This window comes from Streptomyces sp. NPDC048420, from assembly GCF_040651535.1.
Classification (GTDB): Bacteria; Actinomycetota; Actinomycetes; order Streptomycetales; family Streptomycetaceae; genus Streptomyces.
In genome coordinates this window covers 54,983-69,173 of the sequence record NZ_JBEZKG010000002.1, presented here as the reverse complement: position 1 = coordinate 69,173, position 14,191 = coordinate 54,983, and the positions used below count along the sequence as shown (strand labels likewise).

The window sequence follows — 14,191 nt, the reverse complement described above, 5'->3', positions numbered from 1 at the left end:
CCGGAACGGTCGTCGTCCGGGGCCCTTCCCGTGCCCTACAGGGTGACCTGCCTGCCGCCGAGCGTCACCACCAGGCTGCCGTTCGAGGCGAACGACCAGCCCAGCGCGCCGGAGTACGAGGAGCAGCGGGACCCGTTGGTGCCGGACCAGAACTGGTTCGAGCTGTCGGAGTCGCCGATGATCCGGTCGTTCGTCCCGCTGCTGAAGCGGCATGAGGTGTTGCTCCGGAACACCGAGGTGCCGGCGTCGAAGTTGAAGTTGCGCTCGGTGTTGTCGATGCTCAGGTTGTTGGAGATCGTCATCGAGCCCGGGTTGCTGTTGAAGGTGAACCCGTGCTTGCCGTTGTCGAAGGCGATACTGCGCCGGACGACGTGGTTGATGGGCACGTCCTCGCCGCCGAGCTTGTAGCCGTTGCGGTCGCCGGCGCCGGCCTGTGAGCCGTCGCTGAGGGTGCCGTTGCCGTAGGAGAGGGAGTCCTCGATGGTCACCGGGCCGATCGGGTCGTAGTCGGAGTAGGTGTAGAGGTCCCAGCCGTCGTCGATGTTGTGGTGCGAGACGGTGTACCGGAAGACGTTCCCGGAGCCGACGGTCAGCTTCGCGGCGAACCCGTCGGCGTCCTCGCCGTCGGAGTCGGCGTTGTCGTGCGACTCGGAGCTGACGATCAGGTTGTTCGCGGGCCACTGGCTGGTCGGGGTGGAGGAGGCCATCCGGCCGAGCTGGAGGCCGGTGTCCCGGTTGAAGCGGGTCACCGTGCGCTCGACGACGTTGTTGCTGCCGCCGATGAAGATGCCGTTGTCACCGGCGCGCTCGACGACCAGGCCGTAGATCTTCCAGTAGTTGGCGTTGATCTGGAGACCTCGGTTGGACGAACTCTCGCTCTGCGCCGAGAAGTTGAGCACCGGCGTCTCTCCCGGGTAGGCGGAGATCGTGGTGCGGGCGGCGGAGGTGCCGTTGTTGCCGGCCGGGACGGTCACCGTCGAGGAGTGGGCGTACGTCCCCCCGCGCAGGTAGATCGTGCCGCCGGCGGAGATACGGCTGATCGCCGAGGTGAGCGTGGTCGGCGCGGTCACCGTGCCGGCCGCGCTGTCGGTGCCGCTCGGTGACACGTACAGGGCGCTGCTGGAGGGCGGCGGGGTGGTCGTGCCGGACGTCTCGACGTCCAGGTAGTCGACGTTGGGCAGACCGTTCGCGCTGGTCGGGCTGAGCCGGACCGTGTTGCTGCCCGCGGTCAGCGGGACGGTGAACGTCTTCGTGGTCCAGCCGGTCCAGGTGCCGGTGGACTCGAAGGACACCGAGGACACCGTCGAGCCGTTCACGATGATGTTCGCGGCGCGCGCGGTGGTGGTGCCGTTGGCGAAGCGGACGCTCAGGGTCGCCGTGCCCGATGCGGGTGCGGACACGGTGAACTGGGCGTAGCCGCCGGTGGCGTTGGTGCCGTTGCAGAATCCGCTGCCGGAGTAGCCGGCGTACTCGGTCTCGACGGCTCCGGTGCAGATGGCGGGGGTGGTCTCGGCCTCGTAGCGGGTGGTGGCGGCTTGTGCGGTGGTGCCGGACAGTGCGACGAGCGTGCCGGCGAGGAGGCCGACGGAGGTGATGAGGGGTCTCAGGCGCATCGTTCGTCTCCATGGTGTGCGGCGACGGGGGCACGTATTCTTCGGACGGTAAGCGCTTGCCATGGTCGCGTCAACGGTTGTGTATGTGATCGCTGTTCACACATACGAATTGGATACGGTGGGCGGCATGACGCTCTTCGTGAAGATCTGCGGCCTGAGTACCGAGCAGGACGTCGACACGGCCGTGGAGGCCGGCGCCGACGCCATCGGGTTCGTCTTCTCCGACAGCCCGCGCCGCATCGACCCCGCGACGGCGGCGCGACTGGCCGCCAGGGTTCCGCAGAGCGTGCTGACCGTGGGCGTGTTCCGCCGTGAACCCCTGGAGTACGTCCGCTCGGTGGCCGTCGAGTCGGGCATCGGGGCGGTCCAGCTGCACGGCCCGGATGACCGCGCCTACTACGACGAACTCGCCCGCGGCGGCTGGACGCTGATCCGCGCGGCCGCCTTCGGCGACTCCGTGCCGCGCTGCGGGGAGTTCGGCGAGGACATGCTGCTCCTCGACGCACCCGTGCCGGGTTCCGGCATGGCGTGGGACTGGTCGCGCAAGCAGGTGGCGGGCGCCGGCGAGAAGTGGCTGCTGGCCGGCGGCCTCACCCCGGAGAACGTCCGCGAGGCCGTCGACGTCACCCGCCCCTGGGGCGTCGACGTCTCCAGCGGAGTGGAGGCCAGCCGGGGCGTCAAGGACCCGTCCCTGATCACGGCGTTCGTGGAGGCGGCACGGGCGGGGGCGGTTTTGGGGTGAGTCTCCCGGGGGCGTCGGCGGGTGCGGGTGAGTGGGGGGCTGGTCGCGCAGTTCCCCGCGCCCCTAGGGAGTTGGGGGTGGCCTGCGCCACGAGGGGCCGTAGGTGGAGGCCTGTCGCGCAGTTCCCCGTGCCCCTGAGCGGCGCATGCATGGGAGCGCCCGCCGTCGCTCCTGTGGACCGACAGCGGGCGCTCAGAGAACTACGCCGGTTCAGTAACGGCTTTTAGGGGCGCGGAGAACTGCGCGACCAGCCACGACGGCGCGTCAGACGGGAGACGGCCGTCGTGGCACTCACTCACCCCCTCACCGGCACGAACGCCAACGCGTCCCACGCGATCGAGTCGTCCCCCGTCCCGTCCGCCGTCGCCGAGCTCAGCGACACACTCGGCGTGCCCTTGAACTCGTACGACCCCAGCGACACCCAGGCGTTCTTCCCACCCGTGTCCTGCGAGATCGTCTTCTCGACCACCGTCCCGTCACCGAGGTCGATGCGGTACTTCGCCGACGGCGTGTTCGCCTCGTGGTCGGGCAGATGCACCATCACCTCCGCCGAGCCGACCACCTTCCGGTCCGGCGTCCACGTGCCCGTGACCACCGAGTCGGTGTAGCTGGGCACCCGGGTGTGGGTGAGCCAGAAGTGCCCGCCGAATCCCGCACCCAGCTGATGGAAGTCGATCTTCGAGGGGTAGACCGTCGCACCGTTCTGCTGCGCCGACCCGAACGTGAACGTCAGCGTGCCCCGGCTGATCCAATTGCGCTCACCCGCACAGGGGTTGGCGGACCCGACCCGGAACTTCACCGAGTTCGGCACGTCGTCCACGATCAGCGCGTTCGCCGGAAGGGTGGACGTACAGGCGGCCGGATGAGGGGCGGAGACCTTCGGCTCGGGGTCGGTCACCGCGTACTTCAGCACCTCGGTGCCACAGGTGGCCGTACAGTCCGTCCAGCTCACCGGCTGGTTCCACCAGCACTTGAAGTCGTCCCGCTGGCACGGACCTTCCGGCTGGGTCGACCCCTCGACCTTGTGCGGCTTGGTGATGTCGCACTCGTTGACCGTGGGCTTGCAGAACGTGTCGTGGGCCGGCTGGGCCGCCGGAGCGCCACCGCTGGGCCAGTCACCGACGGTGAACGACTTCACCGTCTCCCCGGTCGCCGGGTCCTTCTTCTGCTGGGAGTAGGCCGCCCAGCCGAGCACCCGCTCCGGGTACGTCCACAGGTTGGGGGTGCGGGCGTCGTCGTAGCCGGACGACAGGAACATCTTGCGGTCGGCCGGGTAGAGGCCGTTGGCCGGGTTGTTGAACCAGCCGAGGCCCCAGGGGGCGCTCGCGTCGGTCGAACTGGGCAGGTTGAAGCCGCTGTTGTAGGCCCACAGCGCGAGCCACCAGTTCTCCAGGTACTTCGGGTCGCCGCCGTTGACGAGCAGGCCCTTGTCGTACAGCGTGTTCCACTGGCCCTGGAGGTTCTCCAGACCCGCGGCGATGTTGGCCGCGTAGTCCACGGTGATCGCCCGCTGCTGTTCGGCGGTGTACTTGGTGTCCGCCTTGGCCATCCCGTCGGTCAGCTGGGCGATGCCGTAACCGCAGTCGGCGGCCGACCAGTTGACGGTGTGGACGCTGCCCGCGTTGCCGTAGTAGCCGCCCTGTGTGAAGTTGCCGCTCTCACCCGCGGCCGCCCGGGAGCTGGCCTGGAGCAGGTTGGTCTCCTGGGAGAGCACGCCGAGCATGATCTGCGCGGGGACGCGTCCGCCGCCCTTGAGCGCGGTGGACGGGAACAGGCCCTGCGGGGTGTACGAGGGCAGTTCGCTGCCGTTCCAGCCGCTGCGCCGGTGCACGTCGAGCTTGCCCTGCACGGCGAGGTCCGTCGCCCACTCGACCTGCGCGGTCGAGGGCTGGAGCGACTGGAGCTTCGGGTCGTTGCGGGTGACGGCGCAGGCGCGGTCGGGGTCGGTGGTGGAGGTCGACGGGTCGTCGTCACCGGGGGTCACACTGTCGGTGTGCAGCCCGTCGGACAGGGCCGGGGACTGCTCGTCGCCCTGGGCCGTGGCGGGGATCCTGGGCTTCACCGTGAAGTCGACGGCCGTGTCGCTGCCGGGCAGCACCGCGTCGATGCCGACGGGCTGGATGCCGGTAGTGGCGGCCTTCTTGCCGCCGGACGCCTCGGAGCCGTTGCCGACGGAGGTCAGCGCGAGATCACCGGTGGTGGAGATCTCGGCGGAGGCCGGCACGTCGAGGGTCTGCCAGCTCTTCGGCAGAGCGGACGACTTTACGGCGTCCTCGGCGTCGCTTCCGGTCAGGAAGACCCGGCCGCCGGTGCCGTGCACCGCGAGGGCGCCGAGCGCGCCGGAGCCGAGCAGCTTGTCGGAGCCCGCGGAGGTGACCCGGCGGACCTGGACCTGCCCCCCGTCGGGGACCTGGTAGGCGAGCCCGCTGTGCGCGTCCGGCACCAGCCGGAACGGCGTGCCGCCGGTCCTGGCGAGGGTGTCGGTGGTGCCCTTGGCGTCCACCGAGACCACCGAGTCGCCCAAGACCGCCGCGATGCCGCCCCCGAAGGGCACGGCCGAGGTCAGCTGACCCGCGACGGTCTGCTGCCGCACCAGCTTGGCCTGCGCGGTGTCGACGGTGAGCAGTTCGGTGCCGTTGCCCTGCGGCCGGGTCAGGACGGCCTGTTCGCCGTCGCCGCAGCCGGGGTTGAAGTAGGCCAGCGAGACCAGCTCGGGCAGCTTGGTCACGGTGCCGTCCGCGAGGTCGACCACGGCCGCGAACGCGCCCTGCTGGAAGCCCTGTTGGTCGTTGACGGCCTGCCGGGGCGCGTAGACCACGACGGCACGGTCGCCTGACCCGGTCACACAGGTCTGGCCGATCCACTGGTCGGTGTCGATGCCCGGCTCGGACAGGGTGGCCGCGGTGTGCCACTTGTAGGCGTCCGCCGCGTCGGCGACCAGGACGTGCAGTCCCGTCGCGTCACCGTCGTAGGTGACGATCCGGTCGTCGGACTTCTGCCAGCCGGAGGGGAGTTGGGAGGTGTCGGTGATGTGGTCCGCCACCGGGGCGGACGTCGGGTCGGCGGGGTCGGTCAGGGCCGCCGAGGCCAGCGGGGCGATGAGGGCGAGCGAAAGCACGGACATCGCACCGGCCGCGGCTATTCGGCCGCGCCGGCTTTTCGGGACGCGCCAACGGTGTCTGCCGCCGGCGTTTTCACGGAAAGTACGCAAGGAATTCCGTCCGGTCATTCAAGGGATGAAAGGTGGGGGGTACCGGCTCCGACGCTCCCCCAGGCCGGTGACGCGGAAGCTATCAGTCCGCTATGGCCGTATTGGGTGCCGTGAGTGATCTACCGGGCGGTATCCACGAAATATCCACGGGAATCGACCAATGATTTTCCTTTTGTTGCCGGCGCGGTCCTCGCTCTCGCGGGTCCGGCGGCCACCGCTCCGCGGGCAGCCGCCGTACAGACCCAGCAGTCCGCCGTACCCGTCGACTTCGTGGACCTGCCCACCACCGCCCTGGTGGCCGACGGCAAGCGGCACGAGGTCACCGTCACCTACCGCAACGACACCTCGGCGGAACGAACCGTCGCCCCGCACGCGGGCCCGTTCCTCACCTCGTCGGACCTCGTGGTCGAGCAGCGCACCGCGCACGGTTGCTGACGGACCGTCAGGACAGCGAGCCGGACCGGCACCCTCTTCACCGACCTGACGACCGCCCAGCGCACCCGCGCCCGAGCCAGGCCCTCACCCAGGTCTACCGGATCACGGTCACGAACCCCGCGGCGCAGGGGACTGTGCTCCCGAGGATCGCGCTCTACAAGTGATCCTCGACGGTCAGCGGCGCCCCGCAGCTCACCCAGCTCGTCGGCCGGTGACGGAGACCTGGCCCGCCTCAAGCCAGGGCGAGGTCGATGAGATGCGTGCTCCGGCCCGATGACGAAGTGGGCGGGCTGGACGCCACCGGAGTCCGGGCTACTTGACCAGCCGGAAGGCGGGGTGCCCGACCCAGGCCCGCAGGAACTCCGCCGTTCCCAGCACCGTCCAGTCGTCGTCCGTGATCCCCAACACCCCCGGAAGACCGGCGACGACCGACGCCTGTCCGTTCAGCAGCTCGGCCTTGGCCACGCCCCCGATGACGTCCATGACAGCGGCGGTCAGCAGGGCCGTGGTCACGTGGTCGATCTCGCGATTGCAGCAGGCGCTGACATTGACGGCATGGGTCGGCCTGAAGCCCAGGACAGCCTCCACCTCGGGCTCGCCCTCGTGCTCAGCCTCGAAGATGCTCTCATCGCCGACACCGGGCCCCATCAAGTAGACCAGGAAGGGCCGACGCCAGTCCTCACGCAGCGGACTGAATCCCACCAGGGCCATGAGCTCCTCCTCCGCGACGGTGTCGCCGAGGAGTGGAAGCGGAAACGGCTTTCGCCAGTCCTCATCTCGCGTGTCCTCGACGCCCAGTCGCAGTGCGGGCACGTTGACGTCGAAGAACCCGGGCCGCTTCTCGGCGAAGTGGGAGGAGAGCCCCACCATCAACGCGCGGAACTCTTCCAGCGCAGCCACGGAGAGCGGCTCCGCCAAATCGATCACCAACGTCGGACCAGACATGCCGGGAGCCTAACGCCGGCCTGGAGGCGTCCGCCGGAAGCCGCACTTCCGGGAGACCGCCCCCGCTCGTCGCGGACCACCGGATCAGCGAAGCGCGCCGTCGGTGATCTGAGTGGCTATGCCGTTCTTGATCACGACCTCGGCCTCCACGCCCTTCTTGGCGGCCTTCTCCAGGTCGGCCTCCTCGCACGGCGCGTCCACCTTCGAGCCGGCGGTGCCGCAGATCTGGCCCCCGCCCAGGATCACGGTGTCCTCGGCGAGGTAGAAGGTCTGCTGCTCACCGCCGGAGCCCTGGGCCGCCGGACCGTCGACCAGGTACTTGCCGGGCGCCACATACCGCACGATGCCGTACCAGGTGCCGCTGACGCCCTTGCCCTTGTTGAGGCCCTCCACGACGCTCTCGCCGGAACCGGACGTGCTGCTGCCGCCGGAAGTGCCGCTGGAGCCGGATGTACTGGAGCCGCCGGACGTACTGCCGGAACCGGACGTGCCGCTGCCGCCGGACGTGCTCCCGGAACCCGAGGGGGAGGGGGTCGCGGCGGTGTCGCTGCCCCCTGTGGCGCCGGACGTGCTCGCCGCCGTGGGCGTGGCGGAGGTGCTGGACGAGCTGTCGGCGGCGTCGTCGCCCTGGTTGCACGCCGTCAACAGCAGGGTGCCGCCCAGGAGTGCGGCGGAGACGAGGAACGCCTTGCGACGGTTGCGGATCACGGGTCAATTCCCCTGAGTGGTCGAGGTGTTGGGGGCTGAAGCTTGGCGGGTTCCTCAGCGCTTTCTTGATCACTATGAGGGGCCCAGGACCCGAACGGTTGCCCCGTCCATGATCCAGGACGACACCGTCGCAGTCCCGTGACATGAACAGCTAAAGGCCGCGGAACCGAGGTTGCTGCTCTTCACCACGCACCCCCACCTCCAACGCCGAAAGGCCCAGGTCGCTCCCGTGACCTGGGCCTTCCATGACGCCGGATCGCCTAGTGCAGCGAGCCGATCCGGTCGACCCGCTCGCTGACGCCGTTGCGCAGCTCGCTCAGCGTCGTCCCCGGCGGGGCCACCGTCGGCTCCGCGGACGGCGGCTGGGTCTCGTCCGCGCACCTCGCGCCCCGGGCCGGGACCTTCAGGTCCACCAGGTAGTTGGTGATCGCGTCCGACGCGCAGGCGCTGCGGCCGAAGGCGGTGTGCCCCTCGGCCTCGAAGGTGAGCAGGCGGCCGTTGTCGAGCTCACGGGAGAGGGCCACCGCGTCCTGGTACGGGGTGTCCGGGTCACCGGTGTTGCCGATGACGAGGACCGGCGCGGAGCCCTTCGCCCGGAACGAACCGGAGTACCGGCTGGTGTGCTCGCCCTTCCACTGGACGCACGCGGTGGCGTGCTGGTGGTCGTAGGTGGGCGGGCCGTAGGCCATGGCCGGGCCCAGCAGCGGAGCCAGCCTGGCGTTGGTGGTGACCTGGCGCTTCAGCAGGGCCGGGTCGGTCGGGTACTTCTTGTCGACGCACTCGACGGCGACGTTCGGGTTGAGGAAGTCGAAGCTGGCCGGGGACGGCGGCCGCAGCAGGAACGAGGTGTTGTCGCGCAGTTGTGCCTTGCGCAGGGCCTCGCCGAAGGACGGCCAGATGACCTTGCCCTCGTTGATGTTGAACATCAGCCGGTAGACCAGGGTGTAGCCGTTCGCCTGGCCCCCGTTCGCGGTCGGCACCGGGTTGGCGTCCAGGTCGGCCTTCAGCTTCTCGAACGCCCCGCGCGGGTCGCCGTCACCGAAGCCGCAGGTCGCCTGGTCGGCCTTGCACCAGTCGAGGAAGCGGCTCATCGCGCCGTCCAGGGCGAGGTACTGCGGCCGGTCGTAGGCGTACGGGTGGCTGGTGTAGCGCTCCGGGTCGTAGGCCCCGTCGAGCGCGAGCGCGCGGACCCGCTCGGGGAACATCGCGGCGTAGACCGTACCGATGTAGGAGCCGAACGAGCGGCCGTAGTAGGTGAGTTGCTGCTCGCCGAGGGCCTGGCGCAGCAGGTCGATGTCCCGGGCGACGTACTGGGTGCCGATGTACGGCAGGATCTCGCCCGCGTTGGTCCGGCAGGCCTGGTCGAAGTCGGCGGCCTGCTGGACGGCGGGCTCGTAGGCGTCGGGGCCGGGGACACCCTTGGCGGCGGTGACGGCCTTGGTGTAGGTCGGGTCGTCCCAGCACACGACCTGGGAGCTGCGGCCGACGCCCCGCACGTCGTACCCGAACACGTCGAAGTCGTCGCGCAGTTGGGCCGGCAGGTCGGCGTAGTTGTTGCGGACGAAGTCCACGCCGGAGTTGCCCGGCCCGCCGGGCTGGAGGAAGAGGGTGCCCTTGCGCTTCGAGGGGTCGGCGGCCGGCTTGCGTACGACGGCCAGGGTGATGGTCCTGCCCCCGGGATCCCGGTAGTCCAGGGGCACTTGGGCGTTCGCGCACTGGAAGCCGTTCTGGCAGTCCGCCCAGGCCAGGGTCGGCACGGCGGGTGCGTCCTGGGTGGCTGCTTCCTGCGTGGCCGCTGCCGACACCGGGGCCCCGGTCCAGGCCACGGCGAGCGCGCTCACCGCGGCTCCGGCGAGTCTGAGTCGTCTGAACTTCACTGTCCTTGTTCCCCCTTGGGCTGGTCAGGCCTCAGAGAATCGGTTGTCCCACAGAGGAGACACAGGAAATCACACGTCCCGGTTCCCGCGGTCCGGCGGTAGTCCCCGCGGCCTACCCGTGAACGGCCGCGTACTGCGATCTGAGTACCGGGGATTGTCGGCAGGCGCACGACGACATCGGGGCCCTCGTCCCGACAGCCTGGGTGGACCGTTCGGCACCAGATGTGGAGACCTCTGCCGTGGCTACTTTCCTCTACCGCGTGGGCCGCCTGGCCTTCCGGCGACGCTGGTACGTCGCTCTGGTCTGGGCGGCGGTCCTGGCCGCCGTCGGGCTGGGAGCACTGAAGGCGCCGAGCGCGCCCGACGAGGGCTTCTCGATGCCGGGCATCGAGTCCCAGAAGGCGTTCGACCTGATGGAAGAGCGCTTCCCGGGGGCCACCGCCGACGGGGCCACCGCCCGGGTCGTCTTCGTCGCGCCGAAGGGCGAGAAGGTCACCGCGAGCGAGAACAGGAAGGCCGTCGAGGACACCGTGGCGGAGCTCGCCGACGGGTCGCAGGTCGCGTCCGCCGTGAACCCCTTCCAGGCGAAGGCCGTGAGCAAGGACGGCACGACGGCGTACGCGACCGTCACCTACAAGGTCGCCTCCAACGACCTCACCGACGCCGGCAGGACCCAACTGGACAAGGCCCTCGACGAGGCCCGCGACGCCGGGCTGACCGTCGACGCGGGCGGGAGCGCCATGGCCGACGGCGGTGGCGCGGGCGGCGCGGCCGAGGTCATCGGTGTCGCGATCGCCGCGGTCGTCCTCCTCGTCACCTTCGGCTCGCTGGCCGCCGCCGGACTGCCGCTGCTGACCGCGATCATCGGCGTCGGCGTCAGCATGGCCACCATCCTCACCCTCGCCGACGCCCTCGGCCTGTCCACCACGACCGGCACCCTGGCGATGATGCTGGGCCTGGCCGTCGGTATCGACTACGCCCTGTTCGTCGTCTCCCGCTACCGCGAGGAACGCGCCAAGGGCAGGGCACCGCAGGAGGCGACGGCCCTCGCGGTCGGTACGGCGGGCTCCGCGGTCGTCTTCGCCGGCCTCACCGTGGTCATCGCCCTGGCCGGGCTCGCGGTGGTCGGCATCCCGATGCTCACCAAGATGGGCCTGGCCGCGGCCGGCGCGGTCGTCGTCGCCGTACTGATCGCGCTGACCCTGGTCCCGGCGTTCCTCGGCTTCTGGCCGAACGCGGTGCTGCGTCGCAAGGACCGCAGGGAAGGCCGTATCGAACACGAGGCCGCGGACAATGGCGGCGCCCGCTGGGCCCGGTTCGTGCTGCGCCGCCCGTTGCCCGTGCTGATCCTCGGCGTGGTCGGCCTCGGCGCCCTCGCCCTGCCGATGACCTCCCTGCAGCTGGGCATGCCCGGCGACGAGGCCAAGCCGACCTCCACCACCGAGCGCCGGGCCTACGACGCGCTCGCCGAGGGCTTCGGTCCCGGCTTCAACGGCCCGCTGACCGTCGTGGTGGACGCGAAGGGCGACGACGACGCGAAGGCGGCCGCGGCGGCGGTCTCGAAGGTCATCGGCGCGACGAAGGGGGTCGTGTCCGTGTCCCCCGCGCGCTTCAACGAGGCCGGTGACACCGCCGTGTTCTCGGTCGTGCCGTCCACCGCGCCGACCGACGAGAAGACCAGGGACCTGGTGACGTCGATCCGCGACGAGCGCCCCGGCATCGAGTCCGAGACCGGCGCGACCTACGAGGTCACCGGCACCACCGCGCTGAACATCGACATCTCCGAGAAGGTGCAGGCCGCGCTGGTGCCGTACCTGATCGTCGTGGTGGGTCTCGCGATCGTGCTGCTGCTGGTGGTCTTCCGGTCCCTGCTCGTCCCGCTGAAGGCGGCCCTCGGCTTCCTGCTCTCCGTCCTGGCCTCCCTAGGCGCGGTCGTCGTGGTCTTCCAGGAGGGGCACGGCGCCGGGTTGTTCGGTGTGGAGACCACCGGGCCGATCATGAGCCTGATGCCGATCTTCCTGGTGGGCATCGTCTTCGGCCTCGCCATGGACTACGAGGTCTTCCTCGTCTCCCGGATGCGCGAGGCGTACGTCCACGGCGAGAGCCCCGACCAGGCGGTGACCTCCGGATTCCGGCACAGCGCCCGGGTGGTCGTGGCCGCCGCGCTGATCATGATCGCGGTGTTCGCCGGGTTCATCGGCGAGAGCGAGTCCATGATCAAGATGATTGGGTTCGGGCTCGCGACCGCCGTCCTGTTCGACGCGTTCGTGGTCCGGATGGCCATCGTGCCGGCCGTGCTCGCCCTGCTCGGCGACAAGGCCTGGTGGCTGCCGAAGTGGCTGGACCGGATCCTGCCCCGGGTGGATGTGGAGGGCGAGGCGCTGACCCGGGGGACCGAGTCCTCGGACGAAGCGCCCGCCGACCTGGAGACCGCGCACGCCTGACCCACCCCCCACAGGGGCCGCCCGTGTCGTCGTACGACACGGGCGGCCCCGTTCGCTCACCATGGTCCTTGAGTCCACCCCCGGAGAACACGATGACCACCAGCCTGGAGCGGCGTTACGCGGGCCGCCTGGAGGAGTTCGCGGACCGCCGTCCGTTCCTCGTCGACCTCGCGCTGATCACGACGCTGATGGGCTCCGCGACCCTCGGAGCCTCCCTCACGCTGCCCAACGCCGAACCTCCGGGCGACGACAGGGCCGCCGTCTGCCTGCTGGGAATCTCCTGCCTCGCCCTGTTCCTGCACCGCACCCACCCGCGTGTCACCGTCGCGGTGAACGCGGTCTGCGCCACGATCGTGATCGCCCAGGGCTATCTGCTCACCCCGCTCCTCCTCGCCCCGGTCATGGCGTCCCTCTACTGGCTGGCCACCCGCACCGAACGCGCGACCATCCGCACCTACGGCCTCGTCACCATGACGTCGCTGATGATCGCGGCGGCCGTCTCCGACTCCATGGACCACATCTCGCTGCTCCTGCGGACGATCGGCCCCTTCTTCTGGCTGCTGCTGCCGCTGGCCGGCGGCACCATGACCCGGCTGCGGCGGGCCTATCTCCAGGCCACCCAGGCCCGCGCCGAGCACGCCGAGCGCACCCGGGAGGAGGAGGCCCGGCTCAGGGTCACCGAGGAACGCATGCGGATCGCCCGGGAGCTGCACGACGTCGTGGCCCATCACCTGGCCCTCGCGAACGCCCAGGCCGGTACCGCCGAGCACCTCGCACTCGCCAACCCGCAGCAGACCAAGCAGATCCTGCACGACCTCACCGGTACGACCTCCTCCGCGCTGCGCGAACTGAAGGCCACACTGGGCCTGCTGCGGCAGACCGGCGACGACGGCGCCGCCCCGCTGGAACCGGCCCCCGGCCTCGCCCGGCTGCCCGAACTGGTCTCCTCGTGCGCCTCCGCGGGGATCACCGTCACCGTCACCACGGAGGGGGAGCCGCAGCCCCTCTCCCCGGGCGTGGACCTGACCGCCTTCCGGATCGTGCAGGAGGCCCTCACCAACGTCACCAAGCACGCGGCCACCCACAGCGCGCACGTCCGCTTCGCCTACGCCGGCCCCCGCCTCCTCATCTCGGTCACCGACGAGGGCCGGACCACCGCGGCCGCCCCCGAACCGGCCGTGCCCGCAAAGGGCTTCGGCGTCATGGGCATGCGCGAACGCGCCCACTCCGTCGGCGGCGAACTCCGGGCGGGACCGCGCCCGGAGGGCGGCTTCGAGGTGAGCACGGCGCTGCCGTTGCAGCCGTCGGTGAGCGGGGAGGAGACGGTGTGAGGGGCGTGCGCCGCGCGGTGGGGCAGGGGCCATCCGGGGTTCACCGGGAGGTCGCCGGCGGCCCGGCCCCGGGCCCGTAGGGTGGCCGGCATGGCTGACGTGGATCTCGACCGGGCGCTGGAGGTCGCGACCGAGCTCGCGGCATGGGCGTCGGAGACGATCCGGCGCCCGCGTGACCCGGGTGCCGAGGTGCGGGAGAAGGACGGTCCCGCGGACATCGTGACCGCCACCGACGAGGCGGTGGAGACACACGTCCGCGAGGTGCTCGCGCGGGCCTTCCCCGAGCACGGGATCGTGGGCGAGGAGTACGGCACGACCGAGGGCTCCGCGGACGCCCCGCACTGGGTGGTCGACCCGGTCGACGGCACCACCAACTACGCCCACGGCCTCGGCTGGTGCTCCTTCTCGCTCGGTCTGGCCGCCCCCGACGGCACCCCGCTGCTGGGCGTGGTGGCGGACCCGTGGCGCGGCGAGACGTTCACCGCCGTCCGGGGCAGGGGGGCCCATCTGAACGGCACCCGCACCCACGCGGCCGCCCACATCACCCTCACCGGCCATGTCTTCCTCACCGAGTGGGCCGCGCACGCCCACTGGCCCGGCATGGACGCCCTCCTCGCCGAACTCGCCGACCGGCACTGCACGGTTCGCGTGATGGGCTCCACGGCGCTCTCCCTCGCCCAGGTCGCGGCGGGCCGGGCGACCGCGGCCGCGATCGGCTCCTTCCACGCGGTCGACGGACTCCCGGCACTGCTGATCGCCCAGGAGGCCGGAGCGCTGGCCCTGCCCGAACTCCCGTCCCACAACCAGCCGTTGCTGCTCGTCGCACCGGGTGCCGCCGAGGAGACGACCGACCTGTGGCGCAGGTCGGCGGCGGCCGGCTGACGG

General features: G+C 70.7%; 10 protein-coding genes. 5 read left to right on the top strand and 5 right to left on the bottom strand.

Going from position 1 to position 14,191, the window contains the following annotated elements; all coding sequences use genetic code 11:
- Positions 1 to 35: 35 nt before the first annotated feature.
- Positions 36 to 1,613 carry a carbohydrate-binding protein gene (locus AB0D34_RS02980; protein ID WP_362655564.1) on the bottom strand — a complete coding sequence of 526 codons (1,578 nt, stop codon included), beginning with the start codon at positions 1,611 to 1,613 and terminating at the stop codon, positions 36 to 38.
- Between the two features lie 127 nt (positions 1,614 to 1,740).
- Here AB0D34_RS02980 and AB0D34_RS02975 point away from each other — a divergent pair, with 127 nt between their 5' ends.
- Entirely contained in the window at positions 1,741 to 2,355 is a 615-nt protein-coding gene (locus tag AB0D34_RS02975; protein WP_362655561.1) for a phosphoribosylanthranilate isomerase, read from the top strand.
- Between the two features lie 295 nt (positions 2,356 to 2,650).
- On the opposite strand, the gene AB0D34_RS02970 is transcribed toward AB0D34_RS02975, so the two are convergent.
- Positions 2,651 to 5,479 (bottom strand): hypothetical protein, encoded by a 2,829-nt coding sequence (locus AB0D34_RS02970; protein WP_362655558.1) that lies wholly within the window; start codon positions 5,477 to 5,479, stop codon positions 2,651 to 2,653.
- Positions 5,480 to 5,836: 357 nt separating this feature from the next.
- Between AB0D34_RS02970 and AB0D34_RS02965 the strand changes: the two genes are divergently transcribed.
- Positions 5,837 to 6,001: a hypothetical protein gene (locus AB0D34_RS02965; protein WP_362655555.1), complete on the top strand. Its 165-nt coding sequence runs from the start codon at positions 5,837 to 5,839 to the stop codon at positions 5,999 to 6,001.
- A gap of 312 nt (positions 6,002 to 6,313) precedes the next feature.
- Here AB0D34_RS02965 and AB0D34_RS02960 read toward each other — a convergent pair whose 3' ends face one another.
- The 3 genes from AB0D34_RS02960 to AB0D34_RS02950 form a co-directional block, all read right to left on the bottom strand.
- Positions 6,314 to 6,946 (bottom strand): DUF6368 family protein, encoded by a 633-nt coding sequence (locus tag AB0D34_RS02960; protein ID WP_362655552.1) that lies wholly within the window; start codon positions 6,944 to 6,946, stop codon positions 6,314 to 6,316.
- An 84-nt stretch (positions 6,947 to 7,030) separates the two neighbouring features.
- Entirely contained in the window at positions 7,031 to 7,654 is a 624-nt protein-coding gene (locus AB0D34_RS02955; RefSeq protein ID WP_362655549.1) for a hypothetical protein, read from the bottom strand.
- A gap of 260 nt (positions 7,655 to 7,914) precedes the next feature.
- Entirely contained in the window at positions 7,915 to 9,531 is a 1,617-nt protein-coding gene (locus tag AB0D34_RS02950; RefSeq protein WP_362655547.1) for an alpha/beta hydrolase, read from the bottom strand.
- 239 nt (positions 9,532 to 9,770) lie between these two features.
- On the opposite strand from AB0D34_RS02950, the gene AB0D34_RS02945 reads away from it, so the two are divergent.
- From AB0D34_RS02945 to AB0D34_RS02935, 3 genes are all read left to right on the top strand, one after another.
- Entirely contained in the window at positions 9,771 to 11,975 is a 2,205-nt protein-coding gene (locus tag AB0D34_RS02945; protein WP_362655544.1) for an MMPL family transporter, read from the top strand.
- A gap of 92 nt (positions 11,976 to 12,067) precedes the next feature.
- The gene (locus AB0D34_RS02940) at positions 12,068 to 13,306 is read left to right on the top strand and encodes a sensor histidine kinase (protein ID WP_362655541.1); all 1,239 of its coding nucleotides are present in this window, start codon (positions 12,068 to 12,070) and stop codon (positions 13,304 to 13,306) included.
- Positions 13,307 to 13,396: 90 nt separating this feature from the next.
- Positions 13,397 to 14,188, top strand: coding sequence for an inositol monophosphatase (locus AB0D34_RS02935; RefSeq protein WP_362655538.1), 792 nt, complete (start codon positions 13,397 to 13,399; stop codon positions 14,186 to 14,188).
- The last annotated feature ends 3 nt before the right edge of the window (positions 14,189 to 14,191 follow it).

Excerpts from the sequence above, each read along its gene's own strand:
- AB0D34_RS02975 (WP_362655561.1), top strand. The coding sequence starts at position 1,741 with ATGACGCTCTTCGTGAAGATCTGCGGCCTGAGTACCGAGCAGGACGTC.
- AB0D34_RS02940 (WP_362655541.1), top strand. The coding sequence starts at position 12,068 with ATGACCACCAGCCTGGAGCGGCGTTACGCGGGCCGCCTGGAGGAGTTC.
- AB0D34_RS02980 (WP_362655564.1), bottom strand. The coding sequence starts at position 1,613 with ATGCGCCTGAGACCCCTCATCACCTCCGTCGGCCTCCTCGCCGGCACG.
- AB0D34_RS02960 (WP_362655552.1), bottom strand. The coding sequence starts at position 6,946 with ATGTCTGGTCCGACGTTGGTGATCGATTTGGCGGAGCCGCTCTCCGTG.
- AB0D34_RS02970 (WP_362655558.1), bottom strand. The coding sequence starts at position 5,479 with ATGTCCGTGCTTTCGCTCGCCCTCATCGCCCCGCTGGCCTCGGCGGCC.
- AB0D34_RS02935 (WP_362655538.1), top strand. The coding sequence starts at position 13,397 with ATGGCTGACGTGGATCTCGACCGGGCGCTGGAGGTCGCGACCGAGCTC.